This is a genomic window from Actinomadura syzygii, from assembly GCF_008085905.1.
Taxonomy (GTDB): Bacteria; Actinomycetota; Actinomycetes; order Streptosporangiales; family Streptosporangiaceae; genus Spirillospora; species Spirillospora syzygii.
In genome coordinates this window covers 173,491-191,893 of record NZ_VSFF01000005.1, presented here as the reverse complement: position 1 = coordinate 191,893, position 18,403 = coordinate 173,491, and the positions used below count along the sequence as shown (strand labels likewise).

The following is an 18,403-nucleotide window of genomic DNA, read 5'->3' as shown; positions in this document are numbered from 1 at the left end:
AGCTAGGGCTCGGGGTGCTCGCGAAGCCAGGTCTCCGCGCGCCGCCGCGATGCCCGCGACAGCCAGGCGTCCTGGACGACCTCCCTGACCTCCCGCAACGTGAGCTCACCGACCCGGCTCCCGCGCAGCAGCACCGACGAATGCCCGTTGAAGTGGGGAGTGGTGAAGAACGGCGAGCTCTCGTCCTGGACCATGGCCTGCTTGTCGGACTCGGACGGCACCCACAACACGATCACGTCCGTGTAGCGCTCGCCCGTCTCCGGGTCGAAGGCGTCAGGACGGGCCGTGCGGAAGAACACGAACGACTTGCCGCCGACCTGGTAGATCGGGTTGCCGCCCTTGCCGTGTTCGACCGTGACGTGGGGCATGCCGAGCGCCAGGTCGTGCACGTCCTCGACCCGGGCCCGCCGTTCCTCACCGGCCGCCATGCCCGCCTGCCTACTGAGCCATGTCGACGAAACGGCTGTAATGCCCCTGGAACGCGACCGTGACGGTGGCGGTCGGCCCGTTACGGTGCTTGGCCACGATCAGGTCTGCCTCCCCCGCACGAGGCGACTCCTTCTCATAGGCGTCCTCCCGATGCAGAAGAATCACCATGTCCGCATCCTGCTCGATACTGCCCGATTCGCGAAGGTCGGACACCATGGGCTTTTTGTCGGTTCTCTGTTCGGGGCCTCGGTTGAGCTGCGACAACGCGATGACCGGGACGCCCAGTTCCTTGGCGAGGAGCTTCAGCGAACGGGAGAACTCCGACACCTCGACCTGGCGGCTCTCGACCCGTTTCCCCGACGACATCAGCTGCAGATAGTCGATGATGACCAGGCGCAGATCGTGCTGCTGTTTGAGCCTCCGGCACTTGGCCCGGATCTCCATCATCGACATGTTGGGCGAGTCGTCGATGAACAGGGGGGCCTCGGCGACCTCGCTCATCCGGCGGGCGAGGCGCGTCCAGTCCTCGTCCTGCATGGTGCCGGACCGCATCGCGTGCAGCGCCACCCGCGCCTCGGCGGACAGCAGCCGCATCGTGATCTCGTTGCGCCCCATCTCCAGGCTGAAGAACACCGACGTCAGCCCATGCTTGATCGACGCCGCCCGCGCGAAGTCGAGCGCCAGGGTCGAATTGTGCGTCGGGATGCAGGATCGCCCCGCCAGATACATGTGGTCGGCGTTGTCGACCTGGACGCACCGGACCGGCACGCTCTCAACGCGCCGCACGTCAACGATGTACCGCACCCGCGTCTTCGGATGGACGTTCCCGCGCTGCCGCGCCGCCTTACGCGGCAACCGGAACACGGCCTCGGCGGGAGTGAAGTTGATCCGGTAGTACGTCGAGGTCTCGGCGGAACGGCCCTTGACCGGCTTGGTCGTCATCGTCGCGCGGTAGCCGAGGCTCAGGATCAGCTCGTGCGCGTCATCGGCCAGCCGCTCGTTAACGAAGCCGAGTTGCACCTGCCCGATCTCCGACACGTACCCGTCGGTGTCGAGCATCCCGGCCAGCAACGCCCGCCGCTGCGCCTCGGACGCCCGCAGGTACGGGGCCGGGACGTGCTTGTTCCCCCACAGGCCCAGGTCTTTGATCTTGCGAGCGAGGCCGGGGAGGCCGAATCGCCCCGGGGTGAGGCGCCGCTCGATCGGCTGTCCGGCCGCTTCGATTTCTTCCAGGATCTCGTCATCGAAGCAGGTGATGCTGCCGTCCCGGCTGCACCCATCGCCGAGCCACGCTCCGAGCACATAGGGGTCGATGGGGAGATCCGCATCCGGCAGCTTGAACGGAGCGGCTACCTCGACGGCATGGTTGGGCCGGTTGTCGCCGTCGCAACGCAGTGTCGCGGCGATCTCTGCGGTCGTCTTGATGGGCCGGTGCGACGCCGTGGTCGCGGCATTCTTCGGTCGCGCGGCTCGGTACAGTAGCCCCTGGTAGAGACTCGTGCATTCGTAGCGGACTCGACGCTTCGAGATGCTCGTGTCGACTTCGCCTCGGTGACCCAATTGCCTGGTGACCGCGTGCAGGGCGTGTCTGAACTCCGCTCCGACTTCGGCCACGGCCTGGCGATGCGAGAGGAGCCGGGGAGGCTGTTCGTTGGCGTCGGCGGTCGCCCATCGGACACGGTTGATCGCCTCATCGGGCCGGTAGTAGGCCGTCTTCTTCTGGCTCCGGTGACGGCGGGCGGCACGGGTCGTCGTACGCCATTGGTGTTCGGCATCGGCGATGATGACCTCGCCGTCCGAGAACTCGATCTCGTAGCAGGGACGGCCGTGCATGACCTCGGTCGCGGCGACGACGCGGGTCGGTTCGCCGTCGGCTCCGATCAGGCGGTCACCGACTCGGACGTCCCCCATCGTCGTCCAGCCTGTCGGGGTTGGGAGGACTGTGCCGAGTTCTAGCGCCTTCCCCATGGCGGGGCGGGCTGCGACCACGATCATTTGGCCCGCATGGAGGCCGTTGGTGAGGGCGTCGAGGTCGGCGAAGCCGGTGGGGCAGCCGACCATCTGGCCGCCGCGGCTGCCGATCGCCTCGATCTCGTCCAGGGCGCCGGGCATGATCTCGCTGAGGGAGATGTAGTCCTCGCCGGATCGTTTCTCCGCGATCGCGAAGACCTCGGCCTGGGCGCGGTCGAGCACCTCGTCGGCGTCCGCCCCGTCGGCGGCGTAGCCCATCTGAACGATGCGGGTGCCGGTCTCGACCAGCCGCCGCAGGATCGCCCGCTCGTGGACGATCTTCGCGTAGTACCCGGCGTTGGCGGCGGTCGGCACCAGCGAGATGAGGGTGTGCAGGTAGGGGGCGCCGCCGATGCGTCCGATCTCGCCGTTCTTGGTCAGCTCGCCCGCGACCGTGACCGCGTCGGCGGGGTCGCCGCGGCCGTAGAGGTTGAGGATGGTGTCGTAGACGATCTGGTGCGCCGGACGGTAGAAGTCGGGCGTGCGCAGCATCTCGACGACCTCGGCGATGGCGTCCTGGGAGAGGAGCATGCCGCCGAGCACGCCCTGCTCGGCCGAGATGTCATGCGGCGGGGTGCGTTCGAACTCGGGTTCGGGCGGTCCAATCTCGGCCACGCTCACCGTCGCACCCCCTTCATCACCGGTCGTCGGCGGCCCCGTCCGCCTCATCGCCGACCGTTCATCCCACGTCTATCCGAAGCGTCTGACATTCTCCCGAGCCCACGCGGCCGGGAGCAACGCGGCCTGTGGACGAGCCTGTGGAGTCCCTGTGCAGACACGCCGCTCCAGTTGTGCACGACTTGTGGATAACTCTGTGGACGGCCAGCGAAAGTTTTCCACTCCTACCGCGTTGACCTGCATGGACGTCGTCCACCGGCGGTGCGGGAAAATTAGTTCGCCGTCCAGGCCGATGTAAGGCTTGAAGTTTTTTCGAAAGTTACGGCCTGGTACCCTCGACGCGGTGACCATCCCCCGGCGAACGCTCGCGCGCGCGCACGACCGCGAGATCCTGCGCCTCGCCGTGCCCGCCTTCGGCGCGCTCGTCGCCGAACCCCTGTTCCTGCTGTCCGACTCGGCGATCGTCGGGCACCTCGGCACGGCGCCGCTCGGCGGGCTCGGAGTCGCCGGGCAGGCCCTGAACACCCTGGTCTACCTGTGCGTCTTCCTCGCCTACGGGACGACCGCCGGGGTGGCGCGGCAGGTCGGCGCCGGTGATCTGCGGGCCGCCGTCCGGCAGGGGATCGACGGGATGTGGCTCGCGCTCGCCATCGGCGTCGGGCTGATCGTGGTCGGCTGGCCGCTGATTCCGTTGATCGTGGATGCTTTCGGCGCGTCGCCAGCCGTCGCGCCGTTCGCCGAAACCTACCTCCGGGTGAGCCTGTTCGGGATCCCGTCGATGCTGATCGTCCTCGCCGGGACGGGCGTGCTGCGCGGCCTCCAGGACACCCGCACGCCCCTCCTCGTGGCGGTCGGCGGATTCTCGGTGAACCTGCTGCTCAACGTGGTGTTCGTGATCGTCCTGGACTGGGGGATCGCCGGGTCCGCGTGGGGCACCGTGCTCGCCCAGACGGGCAGCGCCGTTGTCTACGTGGTGGTCGTGCTGCGGGCGGCGCTGCGGCACGGCGCTCCCGTCCGGCCCGACCTGGACGGGTTGAGGACGTCCGCCACTGCGGGTTTCGGCCTGCTCGTGCGGACGGCGGCGCTGCGCGTCGTCCTCATCATCGGGACGTCCGTCGCGGCGCGGATGGGCGACCAGGAGATCGCCGCCTACCAGGTCGGATTCCAGGTCTGGACACTCCTCGCGTTCGCCCTCGACGCCATCGCGATCGCCGGGCAGGCGATCACCGGACGGTACCTGGGCGCGTCCGACATCGGCGCCACGCGGGCCGTCACGCGGCGGATGGTGGCGTGGGGCGTCGGCTGCGGCGTCGCGTTCGGGCTGATGATCGTCGCCGTCCGGCCGTGGCTGCCCGACCTGTTCACCTCGGACGGCGGCGTCCGCGACCTGCTGCTCGCGTCGCTGCTGGTGGTGGCGGTGCTGCAACCGGTGGCGGGCGTGGTCTTCGTCCTCGACGGGATCCTGATCGGAGCCGGGGACGGCGCCTACCTCGCCCTGACGACGCTGATCGCGACGGCCGTGTTCCTGCCCGCGGCGCTCGTCCTCTACCGGGCGGACGCGGGCCTCATCGGGCTCTGGACGGCGATCGGCCTGTGGATGCTCACCCGCATGATCACCCTCGGCCTCCGCGCCCGCGGCGACCGCTGGCTGGTGACCGGCGCCGTCCGCTGACCAGCGCGTTCACCCGGCGCGGCCGGCTCGTCCGGCGCGTCCGCCCGGGGTGGTCCGCAGCCGAATTTCCGCGAACCGCATCCGCACCGGCCGCCACACTCGCTACTATTCGAACATGTGTTCCACACACGGCGAGCGGATGGCCCGGCTGACGCAGGCGATCGACGACCTGGCGGCGGAGGGCCTGGCCGGGCTGCCCCCCGAGACCCTGGTGGAACGGGTGGCGGGCATCTGGTCGCTGGTCGAGGGCATCGACCCGGAGATCGCCCGCCGCCGAACCCGCTACACGACCCCGGAGACCTGATGCCCGGCGGCCGCTCAGGTCAGGTCGTCGATCGACGGCAGGACGGGGAACCCGGAATCGTCCGTGGAGTGCTCCGGTCCCTGCTGAGACTCATCCGCGGGCTCCTGATCGGGCGAGCCGCCGAGACGCGCCGACACGGACCTGCGCAACGCCGGCAACCTCGCGTACAGGGCGTCCCCCGGGCAGGCCGTCTGGTTGAGGTCGCGATGCCCGACGATCGCCTTGCGCGGTTCCAGGTCGTACGTGCGGCAGAGCCACACGCACACTTCCACCAGCGAGTGCCACAGGCGTCGCGGGACGGCCCTGCTGGAGTACGTGCCCTCGTTCTCGATCCCGATCGTGTGCGAGTTGTGGTGCAGCACCTGCGCGCCGACCGCGAGGTCCCGCGCCCGGACGGCCTTCAGGCTGCGGTTGCGGCCCTCCATCACGATGCCGCCCCGGCTGATGGTGAGCTGCTGCCCGGAGTCGTCCCACCCGTTCCTGTTCATGTGGAACGACTGGATGAACCGCGACAGCGCGAAAGCGTGCGCGAGGGAGGTGTCCCTCGAATTCGCCGTGGCCGTGTGGTGGATGATGATGTGGTCCGGCCGCCGGTTCAGCACCTTCGCCGGACGCCGCGCCGGACGCGCCTTCCACTGCGCGCGGGTGTAGACGCGCGGGGCGTCCGCCGTGAAGCGGTCGCCGTCCGCGGGCCCCCAGAGCGGAGGATCGTCGGCCAAGGCCGCGTTCTGGACGGGCAGCCCCAGCGACAGCACCTCCAGCAGCCCGGCGCCCACCACGCCCCCGATGACCGACCGGCGCGTCACCGGCCAGTCATCCGCGGAATTGCCCGAACAGGCGACCACAGCCACTCCCCTCGCCCCGCGCTTCCATGATCACGGAACGTGATGACCGGTCTGTCGCCCCCCGAAACACCGGGCGGTTCACGGACGTTTCACATGAAACCCCAAGCCTGAAACCCCAGCGTGGCCCGCCAATGCCCCACCCTTGCCCAAGAAATTCCATCCCCCTACCGGCCCGCGCCGACCCCCGTCGCCAAGAGGGCCGAGTCCCATCCGGCGCCCGCTTCCCGTCCCGGCCGCGCGGGGCACCAGCGCCCTTCCCGAAGAGGGCCGCGTCCCATCCGGCCCCCGCTTCCCGTCCCGGCCGCGCGGCACCAGCGCCCCTCTCACAGGACGGCACCAGCGCCCGTCCCGCAGGTCGGCATCAGCGCCCTCCCCGCAGCTTGGCAACAGCGCCCTTCCCGCACGTCGGCATCAGCGCCCTCCCCGCAGGTTGGGCGACAGCGCCCTTCCCGCAGGTTCTCGGTGGGAAGCGAGCGGCCCCCGTCGCCCTGGGGCGGCGGGGGCCGGTCGGTGGTGGTGCCGGTCAGGCTTCGATGACGTTCACGTCGATCGAGGCGCTGACGTCGGAGTGCAGCCGGACGCTGACCCGGTGGGTGCCGACGGTCTTGATCGGGTTGCCGATCTCGATGCGGCGGCGGTCCAGGTCGGGACCGTGCGCGTCGCGGACCGCGGTGGCGATGTCGGCGGCGGTCACGGCGCCGAACAGGCGGCCGCCGCTGCCGGCGCGGGTGCGCAGCGTCACGCGGAGCGACTTGAGCTGGTCGGCGACTTCCTTGGCGTGCTCGACGGTCGCGATCTCGCGGGCCGAACGCGCCTTCTTGATGGAGTCGATCTGGCGCTCGGCGCCGCGCGTCCACCGGATGGCGAACCCGCGGGGAACGAGGTAGTTGCGGCCGTAGCCGTCGCGGACGTCGATGACGTCACCGGGCTCGCCGAGCCCGGAGACCTGCTGGGTCAGGATGAGCTTCATGATCGTTCCTCCTGCCTCAGCGCGCGGTGCTGGTGTACGGCAGCAGCGCCATCTCGCGGGCGTTCTTGATCGCCGTGGCGACGTCCCGCTGGTGCTGGGTGCAGTTACCGGTCACCCGACGGGCACGGATCTTGCCGCGGTCGGAGATGAACTTCCGCAGCAGACCGGTGTCCTTGTAGTCGACGTAGGAGATCTTCTCCTGGCAGAAAACGCAAACCTTCTTCTTCGGCTTGCGGGGAGGTGGCTTCGCCATCGTGGTGCTCCTTTGGGAGAGCCCCGCTCACGCGGGAATGGACGTGTACTCGTTTCTTACTGGTCATCGCCGGAGCGACGGACCGCCCTCGGCGGACGGACCGTCCAGCACGGGAACCCGGCTGGAGGCGCGAGGCCCGGTGAGAGGCCGGTTAGAAGGGCGGGTCGTCGGAGAAGCCCCCGCCGCCACCGCCGCTGGTGGCCCAGGGGTCGTCGGCCGGGGCGCCGCCGCCCTGCTGCTGGCCGCCTCCGAAACCGCCGCCCTGCTGCTGGCCGCCGCCTCCGAAACCGCCACCGCCGCCGCCCTGCTGGCCGCCGCCGCCGAAGCCTCCGCCGCCGCCCTGGCCGCCGCCGCCCTGGCCGCCGCCGCCGAACCCGCCGCCGCCACCCTGCCGCTGGGTCTTGTTGACCTTGGCGGTGGCGTTGCGGAGCGACGGGCCGACCTCGTCGACCTCGACCTCGAAGACGGTGCGCTTCTCACCCTCGCGGGTCTCGTACGACCGCTGCTTGAGGCGTCCCTGCACGATCACCCGCATGCCGCGCTGCAGGGTCTCGGCCACGTTCTCGGCGGCCTGCCGCCAGACGTTGCAGGTCAGGAACAGGGCCTCGCCGTCCTTCCAGTCGCCGGCCTGGCGGTCGAAGAACCGCGGGGTCGACGCGAGGCGGAAGGACGCGACCGCCTGGCCGCTCGGGGTGAAACGGAGATTCGGGTCCTCGACGAGGTTCCCGACGATCGTGATTACGGTGTCGCCTGCCATGGGGCTCGCTCCGGCTGGTGTGAGGACTGAGCCGGGCTCAGTGGACCTCGGGGCGGATGACCTTGGTGCGGAGGATCGACTCGCTCAGGTTGAGCTGCCGGTCGAGCTCCTTGACCGTGGCAGGCTCGGCCGAAAGGTCGATAACCGCGTAGATGCCTTCGGACTTCTTCTGGATGTCGTACGCCAGGCGCCGGCGGCCCCAGACGTCGACCTTCTCCACGCTGCCGCCGCCGTCCTTGACGACCTTCAGGAACGGGTCGAGCGCGGTGTTGGCGGTGCGCTCGTCGATGGCGGGGTCGAGAATGGCCATGAGTTCGTAACGACGCATGCTGTGTCCCTACCTCCTCTGGACTGATGCGGTCACGGTCTCTCCGTGACAGGAGGGCTTACTGCGTCCCCCGCGGCGGCGCCGGACCCCGGATCGCCGGGCGCGCCAGCCGCGAGACCGATACAGGTTACCAACGATGGGGCATGTACGAGCCGCTTGCCGGAACGAACCCCCAGCCCAGCGGACACAACCGCCCCACCCCCACATCGAGGACGCCGGTTGGTGGCCGGGAGCTCACCTGGTCGCTCTCGGGCGGGCCGGACGGGCCGGCCGGGCGCAGCGCCGCCGTTCCAGTTCGGCCATGATGTCGGCCATGCGGGCGCGCATGCGGGCGGTCTGGGTCGTCAGCAGCGACAGCTCCTCGACGAGCTCCGCGTCGCCGATGAGCCCCAACTCCGCTTTCGTCACCACGGTGCACCTCCTGCCTCCTCCCTCCGCTTCCCCTCGGAGGGCCGGACCGAGCCGGTGTTCGAATCCTTGTTCGACCGTACCGCGTCCCGCCGACATTTTCCGCCCGCCCCCGCCGGTTGATCAGCGGGCTCGTTGGGAACCCCTTTAAGGGCATGGTCCGTCCGGTCCCGTGCGTGGCATATGCCCTTTCACGCGCGGGCGCCATGACCCGAGGAGGGTTCCGATGCCGCAGGAGGCAGCGGGCGCGGAGCGGCACGCGACGGGCGCGGAACGGCGGCCGGCGACCGGCACGGAGGTCGAGCCGCACCGGCTCCAGGCCGTCCTCGCCGTGGTCGCCGTCACGGTCGGCATCGCCGCGCTCATCATGGGCTGGATCCCCCAGACACATCTCCCCGGCGCCATCGCGGGAGTGATCGGCCTTCCCATCGCGCTGTATTCCCAACTCATCTCCGCCACGACGAACGAACGCTGGCTGAACGTCATCGGCATGGTCACCTCGTTCCTCGGCGTCGCGTTCGCACTGAGCCACGGCGGCTTCACGGTCTGACGACCGCACCCCCGCCGCCGATCCGACACCTGGTGTGACCCGACGCGCTCGACAGGCGGCAGGCGGCAGGCGGCAGGCGGGAGTTGGTTTGGTGGGGTGGGTTGTCGGGGGCGCGGATAGGCTCGGGGCATGCGTATCGGAGCCCACGTCGACCAGACCGACCCGCTCGACAACGCCCGCGCGGTGGGCGCCGACGTCGTCCAGTTCTTCCTGGGCGACCCGCAGGGGTGGAAGAAGCCCGTCCTGCCGGAAGGCGTCGAGGCGCTGGCGGGTTCCGGCGTGGACGTGTACGTGCACGCTCCGTACACGATCAACGTGGCGACGTCCAACAACCGGATCCGCATCCCGAGCCGGAAGAACCTGACGCAGCAGCTGGAGGCGGCCGCGTCCATCGGCGCCAAGGCGCTGATCGTGCACGGCGGGCACGTGCTGAAGGACGACGACCCCGAGATGGGCTTCGAGAACTGGCGCAAGGTGTTCGAGCGGGTCGAGTGTCCGATTCCGGTCTACATCGAGAACACCGCCGGCGGCGGCAACGCGATGGCGCGCAAGTTCGACCGGATCGCGCGGTTGTGGGACGTGCTGTCCGGCGTCCCCGGGCTCGAGTCCAAGCTCGGCTTCTGCCTCGACACCTGCCACGCGCACGCGGCGGGGGAGGCGCTCGTCGACGCCGTCGACCGGATCAAGGCCATCACCGGCAGCATCGACCTCGTGCACTGCAACGACAGCCGCGACGACTTCGGCTCGGGCGCCGACCGGCACGCCAACCTCGGCAACGGCAAGATCGATCCGGAGCTGATCCTCGCGGTGGTGCGGGCGGCGGGCGCGCCCGTCGTGGTGGAGACCCCGGCCACGGGCCAGGCCGAGGACATCTCCTGGCTTCGTTCCAAACTCTGACGCGCACGGGCCAAGATCGCTCCCGGAGGCAGGAACCCGCCGGACGCTCCCGACATCTAACACCGCGACGACCAGCATGACGACAAAGTCCGAAGGGCGCGTCACACTGGCATAATCCGGAATCCAGCCCCTCAGCGCACGCGCGATTCTCCGGCGGCGGGCGCGCGAACCGATCGGGAAGCACATGGCACAGCCTCCGTACGACCCCTACGGCTACGGCTCGCAGGACCCGTACGCTCAGCACTACTCCCAGCAGCCCCCTCCCGTGCAGCACCACTACTACGGAGCGTCGCCGGTTCCGGTCGTGCGTCCGACCAACGGCATGGCGACCGCGTCGCTGGTGTGCGGGCTCATCGGCTTCTTCGCCTGCGGCCTGACGTCCATCCTCGCGATCATCTTCGGGCACGTCGCGCAGAGCCAGATGAAGCGGACCGGTGAGGGCGGCCACGGAATGGCCGTCACCGGGCTCATCCTCGGCTACCTCGTCTCCGCGGGCTGGATCATCTTCTGGGTGCTGTACATCCTCGGTGTGGCCTGGTTCGCCTCACAGCCGACCACGTACTAACGGCGTACGCCGACGCCGCACGGCGTCGACCGGAACCCGCGGCGGGGGCGCGGGGAGACCCGCCGCCGGGTTCCTTTTCGGGTCTTCCTCTGGTCCGCGCGCTCTTTTCATCGCGTCGGCTTCGCGCGCGAGGCCACTCTTCAAAGGCCGCTCATCATGCGCGCACCGCGCGTTTTCACACGAGGCGGGGGACGCCCGCCGCTTCTACGCCGACGCTGGACATGAGCACGACCATCGGGGTGGACGAGTCGCGCCACACCCGGACGGCTCGCGCGAACACGTCGAGCACTGTCCGGAAGGCGGGCTGGTCGGCGTCCGCCAGTTCGGACCACGACTCGTACAGGACGACATAGCCGTTCTTCGTCGGCGTCCAGGACAGGTCGGCGAGGGTGGCGCCGAGTGCGTCCCAGCCGTCCGGGGCCTCCTCCGGGGGAAGTTCGAAGGCGTCCGCGCACAGCCGTAGGAATGAATCCGCGTCGCGGACGTGGCGGCCGTCTAGGTGGAAGCCGCGCCAGCCCGCGTCCTCCGCGCGCTCGGTCCAGGCGGTGTCGCCGATCGCGCCCGGCACCGGGGGCATTCGCCACTGGTAGACGCCCGGCTTCACGCGTCCCGCGAGCAGCTCGGTCAGTGCTTGGTTCGCGTCCACGTCCTCTCCCGGGAGTTCTGGCGTCCGTTCCGCGAGCTGGGGCGTTCACCCCGTGCCGCCGGGCGCGATCATCCCCCACCATCGGCCGGGCTATCCCCCGAGACGGGAGATTTCGGTTGGCGTTCGGGGGAGCGGAGACCGTTCCCGTCCGCGACGGTCGAGCAGCATCGTGACCGGGCCTTCATTGATGTGCTGACCTGCGGCGATACGGAGACGTCGCAGCCGCGCTTGACAGTGGGGCATGCCGTTGCCTAATCTCTCGTTTAACGAGAAGCTCATGGAGAGAGTGACTCTTCGAGCGAGGCAGTTGCCCGATTCCGAGAGGAACACCGAGATGAACGCCACGCACACCGCCGAAACCACCCCGACGACCGACGACGTCGCCCGCGTCCACGCCCACTACCGGACGATCAAGAAGCTCGGCCACTGGACGACCGGACGCCGCTTCGAGGTCCGCGCCCGCCGCGGCATGGTCGTCCTCGATCTACGCTCGCCGCAGATCCCGGACGGCGACATCGAGGTGGAGGTCAACCTCGACCACTCGATGGTCAAGCTGCTCGTCCCGCAGGACGCCGACATCGACCACTGGGACCTGAGCTACCCCGGCCGCGGCCGGGTCAAGGACTGGACGGGCGAGAACGGCGCGGGACGCCGCGTCCGGATCACCGGCGAGATCAGGCACGGCGAGATCCGCGTCCACCGGGGCGGGATCGCGACCCTGTCCGCGATGTTCTCCCGCGAGTTCGTCCAGGACGCGCGCCGCGCCCGCCGCGAGGGCACGGAGCCGACCGTCGCCGACCCCGCCCGGGGCGCCAACTAGCAATCCGGACCCACGGTCGTGCACGGCGCTGCCCAGCGCCGTGCACGACCGTGTTTTACGCGAGAAGCGTGTTGAGCAGGCGCAGGCCCTCGTCGCGGACATCTGGCAAATCGTTCTCTTTTCCGTGCAGGACGTCCGTCGCCGGGTCGGCCAGCGTCCAGAAGCGCAGTTTGGCCTCCAGACGCGCGTCGAGCGGACGTCCGCGATGGTCCTGCAATCGCCGGACGAATTCGCGGTTCGTCTCCGGCCACAGGAAGCACAGGTCGTAGTCGGGGTCGCCGATGCACACGTCCCCGAAATCGATCAGGCCCGTGACGCGCGTCCCGGTGATGAGGAAATGGTCCAGGCTGATGTCGGCGTGGGTCAGCGTGGGAGGGGCGTCGAAATTGGCGTCCTCGGCCAGGTAGTCCTCGTATGCGGAGAGCAGCGCGCCTGCCTGCGCGGACGGCAGCAGAGACGCCACGTCGGCGCGCACCAGCTCAAGGTCTCCGGCGAATTCTGAGCGGAGGTCCACCTCCGGGACGCCGAGCTGTCGCGCACGCTCCACCGGAAAGGAATGGATCGCCTCGATCGCGTCCGCGATCTGGCGGACGGGGTCCGGCTCGTCCAGGAGGCCGCGCGCGTGCCATTCGTCCTCCGGCAGCGACTCGCCTGGCACGACCGGATAGCAGCAGAACGTCCCGGGCCCCATCGGGTTCGGAGCGGTGAACGCGAACCGGGGAATGGGCAGGTCCAGCCATTCGGCCAGTTCGGGGAGCAGCCTGGTCTCGCACGCGATTCCCTCGGCCCCGTCATCGTTGCGCGGGAAACGGAGCACATACGCACCCCCACCCGCGTCCAAGAGGAGCGCGACGCTCTCGAAACCGGCGCCCAGCGGATGCATCGGACGTTCCGCGAGGTCCGGCCTGACCTCGGCGACCGCCGCGCGGACCGCCGGTTCCCACCCGTCCGGCAGGGCGACGCTTCTCGACACCGCGAACTCCTCGATGATTGTCCGGTTGAGTCTCCACTGACTGGAGCCCCGAAAGTGGACCGCATGGACGACGGCGCCCTCTACACGATCGGCGAACTGGCCCGCCGCACCGGCCTTCCGGTGCGGACGATCCGGTTCTACTCCGACGCGGGCGTGGTGCCGCCGTCCGGTCGTACCGAGGCCGGTTACCGGCTGTACGACGGCGCGGCCGCCGCGCGCCTCGACCTGGTGCGGACGCTCCGCGACCTCGGCGTCGACCTCGGCACGATCCGGCGGGTGCTGGATCGGGAGGTCGGCGTGCCGGAGGTCGCGGCGGCGCACGCGGAGGCGCTGGACGTGCAGATCCGCACGCTCCGGCTCCGCCGGGCCGTACTGCGCGCGGTCGCGAAACGTGGATCCAGTCCAGAGGAGGTCGAACTCATGCACAAGCTCGCCCGGCTGTCCGACGAGGAGCGGCGCCGGATCATCACCGACTTCGTCGACGAGGCGTTCGCCGGACTCGACCTGAACCCCGACTTCGCGGCGAAGATGCGGGCCGCGCTGCCGGAACTGCCCGACGACCCGGAGCCCGAGCAGGTGGACGCCTGGGTCGAGCTGGCCGAACTGGTCGGCGACCCGGGCTTCCGCACGGCGGTCAGGCGGATGGCGGAGTTCCAGGCGGACGACGTCGCGAACGGCGCCGTCCCGGAGAATCCGCAGCGGCTCGCCAAGCTGACCGGGGAGAAGGCGAACGCCGCCATCGCGGACGGGATCGCGCCCGGCTCCGACGCCGCCCGTCCCATCGTGGACGAGTTGGCCGGAGCCTTCGCCGCCGCGTCCGGCCAGGAGGACGGCGCGGGATTCCGGCGCGGCCTGCTCACGCGGTTGGCGGCGGGCAACGACCGGCGCACGGAGCGGTACTGGCAGCTCCTCGCCACGATCAACGGCTGGCCCGTCCCGCCGACGCTGACGCCCGCGTTCGAGTGGTTCGCCGAGGCGCTCAGCCAGCGCGAATAGCGGAGAGGTCAAGGAGTCACGGGGACGCGGGCGTGATGCGCGCCGCGCCTGCGTCCCAGTGCGAACACGTCCGGGGCGCCGTCGAGGACGCCGCCCGCCGGGTCGTCCGAGCCGTCCGACCGGACGAGGTCGCCGGACGGGCGCAGCACGTCCAGCACCACCAGCGCCGCCAGCGCGAGGACGGTCGCGAACCGGGCGAGCAGCGCCAGGTGGTAGACGTCCTGGCTGATCCCGCCCGCCGGGGCGTCGAAGCTCAGCACCGCCGAGAGCGTGCCGGACAGGTCGGCGCCGGGCGTCTGCGCGGACACCGACAGCAGGAACCACCAGATCCCGAAGAAGTAGGCGATCTCCCCCAGCTGCCAGACGACGAACGCGGGCAGCTTCGGACGCGCCAGCACCGCGAGCGGCAGCAGCCACAGCACGTACTGCGGCGACCAGACCTTGTTCGGCAGCATGAACGCGACCAGGACGAGGAACATCAACTGCGGCAGGCGCGGACGGCGCGGCGCGGCGAACGCGAGCACCGCGATGCCGAGGGCGAGGACGAGGAACGTCCCGGTGCCGAGCAGGTTGAGCCGGTCGGTGTCGGACGTGACGCCGTCCAGCCCGTGCGACTGGAGGTAGAAGAAGATCGAGCCCCAGTCGACGCCGCGCTTCTGGCTGAAGGTGTAGAACTCCTTCCAGCCGTCCCACGCGAAGATCATGACGGGCAGGTTCACGGCCAGCCACCCGGCGGCGGTACCGGCCAGCATCCGTCCCATGGCGCGCCACTGACCGGCGCGGACGCACAGCAGGACGAGCGGCCCGAGGAACAGCAGCGGGTAGAACTTCGCGGCGATCGCGAGGCCCAGCAGCGTCCCGGCGAGCGCGGGGCGGCGCGCAGACCAGGCGGCCACGGCCAGCGCGGACAGCGCCACGGCGAGCAGGTCCCAGTTGATGTAGGCCGTGAGCAGCAGGGCGGGGGACAGCGCGACCATCAGCCCGGTCCGCAGCGAGCGGCGCCCGGCGACGTACGCGGTGGCGAGGACGGCGACGACGGCGAGGACCGCGAGCAGCAGGACGGTGACGTTGTAGAACGCCATCCCGCGCCCGTCCCCGCCGAACGGCCGGACCAGCCACGCGACGACCTGCATGAACCCGCCGCTCAGCACCGGGTATTCGACGTGGTGGATGTCGGAGCCGGCGAACGAGTCGAAATAGGGGACCTTGCCGTCGTTCAGCCCGCGCACGTAGTACAGCGGGTAGACGTCGGTGTAGCAGGCGTTCGTCGTCGTCTTGATGAAGTCGAACCGCGCGGACGCGCACGGCTGCTTCTGCAGCCAGCCGAGCAGGCAGGTCAGCGCGGTGACGCCGGTCAGCACCGGCGCGAGGCGGGCGAGCCGGCCGGGCTCGTCCGGCATGTCGCTGCCCGTGTCGGCGGCGGCCATCCCGACCCTCTCAGAAGACGACGACATGGACAGTAAGACTATTGGTCATCACGACTCCCGGACACAGCACGGCCCTTGGACGCGAGGACGGCCCGGAGCCGTCGCGGGCTCCGGGCCGTCCTGGCGCGACCGTCGTGGTCAGTTGCCGTTCGGGTTCGGCGGATCCTCCTTGCGGCACGCCTGGTCCTGCCGGTGCTCGGGTTTCGCGCACCACCAGGACTTGTCGCCGGGCGGCGGGATGTTCGGGTTGCAGCCGATGTGCAGGTCGTAGTTGTACTCGTTGCAGGGCACGTCGTCCGAGCCGGGGCTGGTCGGCGTCCCGGTCGGGTCCGGGGTCTGCGGCTCGCAGCCCTGCGGCGGGTTCGGCTGGCCCGGACGGCACTTCGGCGTCGTCGTCGGGGTCGGCGTGGTCGACGTGGTCGGCGTCGGCAGCGGCTTCGCCCACGGGGCGACCTGCCCGCCGTTCACCGGCGGCTGGAAGGGGCTGATCTCCTGGCCCTCCAGCGCCTTCGTCATGAACACCTTGAACAGGTCGGCGGGGACGGTACCACCGTAGACCTGGCTGTAGTTCCCGACGCCCACCAGCGACTCGCGCTTGTTCTTGACCTGCCGCCACATCGCCGACGACGTCACGAGCTCCGGCGTGTAGCCGACGAACCACGCGGACTTGTTCTCGTCCGTGGTGCCGGTCTTGCCCGCGACCGGACGGGCGCCGAGGCGCGCCCGCGTACCGGTGCCGTCCGTGACGACCGCCTGCATCGCGGACGTGGCGTCCCGCGCGACCCCCTCGGAGAACACCCGCTCGGGCTTCTGCCACGGGAGCTTCTCCAGGGACTTGCCGAACCTGTTCTTGACGGGGTGGCCGCGGTTGTCGGTGATCTTCGTGATGACGTGCGCGGCGCGGTGCTCGCCGTTCGCGGCGAACGTCGAGTACACCGACGCCATCGTCACCGGCGTCGTGTCGATGACGCCGAGCGGGAGGGAGGTGTAGGTCGGGTTGAGGCCCTCGGTGTCCTTCGGGACGCCCATCTTCTTGGCCATGTCGATGACGTTCGTCAACTGGACCTTCTGCCCCAGCTCCACGTACGCCGTGTTGATCGACATCGCCGTCATCTGCTTGAGGTTGTAGACGCCGTTCTCAGACCGGCTGTCGTTGGTGAACGTCGCGCCGTTGATCGTCCGCTTGTAGCCGCCGTCCATCGTCGTCTTCAGACTGACGCCCTGGTCCAGCGCCGTCGCGAGCACGATCGGCTTGAACGACGACCCCGGCTGCACCTTGCCCTGGAACGAGTTGTCGAACTGCTGCACGGCGTAGTTCGGACCGCCGTAGGCGGCGACCACGCCGCCCGTCTTCGGGTCGATGGACGCGAGCCCGAACTGGATGTCCTTGCCGAGCCCGTTCTGCCTCTTGATCTGCGCGACGGCCTTGTTCGTGTAGTCCTGCAGACCCTTGTCGAACGTCGTCGTGATCTTCAGGCCGCCGGTCTCAAGCGCCGGCTTGTCGATGCCGAGCTGCTCCAGCTCGCGGAGGACGCGGTCCTGGAGGTAGCCGGCGTTCGGGTCGTTCGGGGCGTCGCTCCACCGCTTCTGGGTCTGCGGGAACTTCGCCGCCGCGCGCTTGCCCGGGTCGAGCCACTTCTTCTCGACCATCCCGTTCAGGACGTAGTTCCAGCGGGCGATCAGCGCCTGCTTCGCCGGGTCGGACTCCGAGCCGAACGTCTTGAAGTACTCCGGACGCTGGATCATCGCGGCGAGCATCGCCGCCTCGGACTCGTTGATCTTGTCGACCGGCTTGTGGAAGTAGGCGCGGGACGCCGCCTGGATGCCGTACGAGCCGCGGCCGAACGCGACCGTGTTCAGGTACAGCTCGAGGATCTTCTCCTTCTTCATCTCCTTGCCCATGCGGACCGAGATGAGGATCTCCTTGAACTTCCGGCTGACCGTGCGCTCCTGGCTGAGGCCCGCCCAGTAGTTGCGCGCGAGCTGCTGCGTGAGGGTGGACGCGCCCGCGACCTCGCCGCCCGTCGCCGCCCGGAACATCGCGCCGGCGATGCCCGTCGGCGAGATGCCCGGCTCGTGCCAGAAGTTGCGGTCCTCGGCGGCGAGCACCGCGTCCTGGACGTGCTTCGGCACCTTGCTGAGCGGGATCTCCTCGCGGTGCGTGCCGATCCGGGCGAGCGTGGAGCCGTCCTTGTAGGTGATCACCGACTCCTGGCGGGTCGCGGCCTGCTGCGCCTCCGTCGGCATCGGGGTGTTCTGGTAGGCGACGATGACGAGCGCCGCCAGCCCGAGGATCGTCACCGCGGCGACCGCGACCACGATCTTCCAGGACGGGACGTACCGCCGCCAGCCCGTCTTCTTCTCCTGGCCGTCCGTCGGCTTCGCGCGGCGGCCTCCCCGGCCGCGCAGCCCGCTCAGGCCGCGGCCGCCGCCACCGCTGTCGTCGCCCCAGAAGCCGTCGTCGCCGCCGCCTCCCGGACCGCCTGGACCACCGGGACCGCCAGGGCCGCCGGGTCCGCCTGGACCGCCGCCGGGACGTCCGTATCCGCCGCCGCCTCCCGGGCCGCCGGGACCGCCGGGGCCGCCCGGACCACCGGGGCCGCCCGGGGCGCCGGGACGTCCGCCCGGACCGGAGCGCATCGGCGCGGGCGCGCCGCGTCTGCGGCCGCCGCCGCCGACCCGCGCGGGGCCGCCGCCTCGTCCGCCCGGTCTGCCGCCCGTGCGCGGGCCGCGGCCCGGCATGCCGGACGACCCGCCGCGCGGCGCACCGGCGGGCGCGCCCGAACCGCCGGTACGGGGGGCGCCCCGCCGGCCAGGCTCGTCTCCGTACTCCGGTCCGTATCGGCTTCGGTTACTCACGCGACCTCATCAACTGGGATACGGCTGTGCGTCGTCAGGCTGTGCCTCGTCAGGCTTTGCGTCGTCCGAGAGTACT

The 18,403-nt window shown here is 70.2% G+C and carries 19 protein-coding genes; 7 read left to right on the top strand and 12 right to left on the bottom strand.

All coding sequences use genetic code 11. The annotated features are described in order from the left end of the window. Nucleotides 1-2: 2 nt before the first annotated feature. Complete coding sequence (locus FXF65_RS13410; protein ID WP_148350253.1) at nt 3-428, bottom strand: MmcQ/YjbR family DNA-binding protein; 426 nt, start codon at nt 426-428, stop codon at nt 3-5. A 10-nt stretch (nt 429-438) separates the two neighbouring features. Further along, a complete protein-coding gene (dnaB, locus tag FXF65_RS13405; RefSeq protein WP_246198575.1) occupies nt 439-3,060 on the bottom strand; it encodes a replicative DNA helicase in 2,622 nt (873 codons plus the stop codon). A gap of 340 nt (nt 3,061-3,400) precedes the next feature. Between dnaB and FXF65_RS13400 the strand changes: the two genes are divergently transcribed. Together FXF65_RS13400 and FXF65_RS13395 are read left to right on the top strand one after the other, a co-directional pair. Next, entirely contained in the window at nt 3,401-4,729 is a 1,329-nt protein-coding gene (locus tag FXF65_RS13400; RefSeq protein WP_148350251.1) for an MATE family efflux transporter, read from the top strand. Nucleotides 4,730-4,844: 115 nt separating this feature from the next. Then, the gene (locus tag FXF65_RS13395; protein WP_052357975.1) at nt 4,845-5,033 is read left to right on the top strand and encodes a hypothetical protein; all 189 of its coding nucleotides are present in this window, start codon (nt 4,845-4,847) and stop codon (nt 5,031-5,033) included. A gap of 14 nt (nt 5,034-5,047) precedes the next feature. Here FXF65_RS13395 and FXF65_RS13390 read toward each other — a convergent pair whose 3' ends face one another. The 6 genes from FXF65_RS13390 to FXF65_RS43710 all read right to left on the bottom strand — a co-directional run bounded on the left by FXF65_RS13390 (nt 5,048) and on the right by FXF65_RS43710 (nt 8,597). Further along, the gene (locus tag FXF65_RS13390) at nt 5,048-5,839 is read right to left on the bottom strand and encodes a peptidoglycan recognition protein family protein (RefSeq protein WP_148350250.1); all 792 of its coding nucleotides are present in this window, start codon (nt 5,837-5,839) and stop codon (nt 5,048-5,050) included. A 562-nt stretch (nt 5,840-6,401) separates the two neighbouring features. Further along, complete coding sequence (gene rplI, locus FXF65_RS13385; RefSeq protein ID WP_148350249.1) at nt 6,402-6,848, bottom strand: 50S ribosomal protein L9; 447 nt, start codon at nt 6,846-6,848, stop codon at nt 6,402-6,404. Between the two features lie 16 nt (nt 6,849-6,864). Next, complete coding sequence (gene rpsR / locus FXF65_RS13380) at nt 6,865-7,101, bottom strand: 30S ribosomal protein S18 (protein WP_019631633.1); 237 nt, start codon at nt 7,099-7,101, stop codon at nt 6,865-6,867. Nucleotides 7,102-7,252: 151 nt separating this feature from the next. Further along, a complete protein-coding gene (locus FXF65_RS13375) occupies nt 7,253-7,858 on the bottom strand; it encodes a single-stranded DNA-binding protein (protein WP_148350248.1) in 606 nt (201 codons plus the stop codon). Between the two features lie 37 nt (nt 7,859-7,895). After that, nucleotides 7,896-8,186, bottom strand: a complete 291-nt coding sequence (gene rpsF / locus FXF65_RS13370) for a 30S ribosomal protein S6 (RefSeq protein ID WP_067905293.1) — start codon at nt 8,184-8,186, stop codon at nt 7,896-7,898. 234 nt (nt 8,187-8,420) lie between these two features. Continuing rightward, the gene (locus FXF65_RS43710) at nt 8,421-8,597 is read right to left on the bottom strand and encodes a hypothetical protein (RefSeq protein WP_187412310.1); all 177 of its coding nucleotides are present in this window, start codon (nt 8,595-8,597) and stop codon (nt 8,421-8,423) included. 223 nt (nt 8,598-8,820) lie between these two features. Here FXF65_RS43710 and FXF65_RS13365 point away from each other — a divergent pair, with 223 nt between their 5' ends. From FXF65_RS13365 to FXF65_RS13355, 3 genes are all read left to right on the top strand, one after another. After that, nucleotides 8,821-9,144 carry a hypothetical protein gene (locus FXF65_RS13365; RefSeq protein ID WP_148350247.1) on the top strand — a complete coding sequence of 108 codons (324 nt, stop codon included), beginning with the start codon at nt 8,821-8,823 and terminating at the stop codon, nt 9,142-9,144. 129 nt (nt 9,145-9,273) lie between these two features. Then, nucleotides 9,274-10,041 carry a deoxyribonuclease IV gene (locus tag FXF65_RS13360; RefSeq protein WP_148350246.1) on the top strand — a complete coding sequence of 256 codons (768 nt, stop codon included), beginning with the start codon at nt 9,274-9,276 and terminating at the stop codon, nt 10,039-10,041. Between the two features lie 184 nt (nt 10,042-10,225). Then, nucleotides 10,226-10,606 (top strand): DUF4190 domain-containing protein, encoded by a 381-nt coding sequence (locus FXF65_RS13355; RefSeq protein ID WP_148350245.1) that lies wholly within the window; start codon nt 10,226-10,228, stop codon nt 10,604-10,606. A 175-nt stretch (nt 10,607-10,781) separates the two neighbouring features. Here the strand turns inward: FXF65_RS13355 and FXF65_RS13350 are convergent, their stop codons facing one another. Then, nucleotides 10,782-11,252, bottom strand: a complete 471-nt coding sequence (locus tag FXF65_RS13350; protein WP_148350243.1) for a barstar family protein — start codon at nt 11,250-11,252, stop codon at nt 10,782-10,784. A 334-nt stretch (nt 11,253-11,586) separates the two neighbouring features. On the opposite strand from FXF65_RS13350, the gene FXF65_RS13345 reads away from it, so the two are divergent. Continuing rightward, on the top strand, nt 11,587-12,072 hold the full coding sequence (locus FXF65_RS13345) for a hypothetical protein (RefSeq protein WP_148350241.1): 486 nt from the start codon (nt 11,587-11,589) through the stop codon (nt 12,070-12,072). 55 nt (nt 12,073-12,127) lie between these two features. Here FXF65_RS13345 and FXF65_RS13340 read toward each other — a convergent pair whose 3' ends face one another. Beyond that, entirely contained in the window at nt 12,128-13,045 is a 918-nt protein-coding gene (locus tag FXF65_RS13340) for a phosphotransferase family protein (protein ID WP_148350239.1), read from the bottom strand. A gap of 63 nt (nt 13,046-13,108) precedes the next feature. Here FXF65_RS13340 and FXF65_RS13335 point away from each other — a divergent pair, with 63 nt between their 5' ends. Next, entirely contained in the window at nt 13,109-14,041 is a 933-nt protein-coding gene (locus tag FXF65_RS13335) for a MerR family transcriptional regulator (protein ID WP_148350238.1), read from the top strand. Between the two features lie 8 nt (nt 14,042-14,049). Here the strand turns inward: FXF65_RS13335 and FXF65_RS13330 are convergent, their stop codons facing one another. Together FXF65_RS13330 and FXF65_RS13325 are read right to left on the bottom strand one after the other, a co-directional pair. Beyond that, nucleotides 14,050-15,495: a glycosyltransferase family 87 protein gene (locus FXF65_RS13330; protein WP_246198573.1), complete on the bottom strand. Its 1,446-nt coding sequence runs from the start codon at nt 15,493-15,495 to the stop codon at nt 14,050-14,052. A 111-nt stretch (nt 15,496-15,606) separates the two neighbouring features. After that, nucleotides 15,607-18,327 carry a transglycosylase domain-containing protein gene (locus FXF65_RS13325; protein WP_246198558.1) on the bottom strand — a complete coding sequence of 907 codons (2,721 nt, stop codon included), beginning with the start codon at nt 18,325-18,327 and terminating at the stop codon, nt 15,607-15,609. Nucleotides 18,328-18,403: the final 76 nt, after the last annotated feature.

Bases quoted from the DNA above. Each gene is read 5' to 3' on its own strand.
- FXF65_RS13360 (WP_148350246.1), top strand. From the start codon at position 9,274: ATGCGTATCGGAGCCCACGTCGACCAGACCGACCCGCTCGACAACGCC.
- FXF65_RS13345 (WP_148350241.1), top strand. From the start codon at position 11,587: ATGAACGCCACGCACACCGCCGAAACCACCCCGACGACCGACGACGTC.
- FXF65_RS13355 (WP_148350245.1), top strand. From the start codon at position 10,226: ATGGCACAGCCTCCGTACGACCCCTACGGCTACGGCTCGCAGGACCCG.
- FXF65_RS13395 (WP_052357975.1), top strand. From the start codon at position 4,845: ATGTGTTCCACACACGGCGAGCGGATGGCCCGGCTGACGCAGGCGATC.
- rplI (WP_148350249.1), bottom strand. From the start codon at position 6,848: ATGAAGCTCATCCTGACCCAGCAGGTCTCCGGGCTCGGCGAGCCCGGT.
- FXF65_RS13330 (WP_246198573.1), bottom strand. From the start codon at position 15,495: ATGTCGTCGTCTTCTGAGAGGGTCGGGATGGCCGCCGCCGACACGGGC.
- rpsF (WP_067905293.1), bottom strand. From the start codon at position 8,186: ATGCGTCGTTACGAACTCATGGCCATTCTCGACCCCGCCATCGACGAG.
- FXF65_RS13410 (WP_148350253.1), bottom strand. From the start codon at position 428: ATGGCGGCCGGTGAGGAACGGCGGGCCCGGGTCGAGGACGTGCACGAC.
- FXF65_RS13365 (WP_148350247.1), top strand. From the start codon at position 8,821: ATGCCGCAGGAGGCAGCGGGCGCGGAGCGGCACGCGACGGGCGCGGAA.
- FXF65_RS13335 (WP_148350238.1), top strand. From the start codon at position 13,109: ATGGACGACGGCGCCCTCTACACGATCGGCGAACTGGCCCGCCGCACC.
- rpsR (WP_019631633.1), bottom strand. From the start codon at position 7,101: ATGGCGAAGCCACCTCCCCGCAAGCCGAAGAAGAAGGTTTGCGTTTTC.
- FXF65_RS13375 (WP_148350248.1), bottom strand. From the start codon at position 7,858: ATGGCAGGCGACACCGTAATCACGATCGTCGGGAACCTCGTCGAGGAC.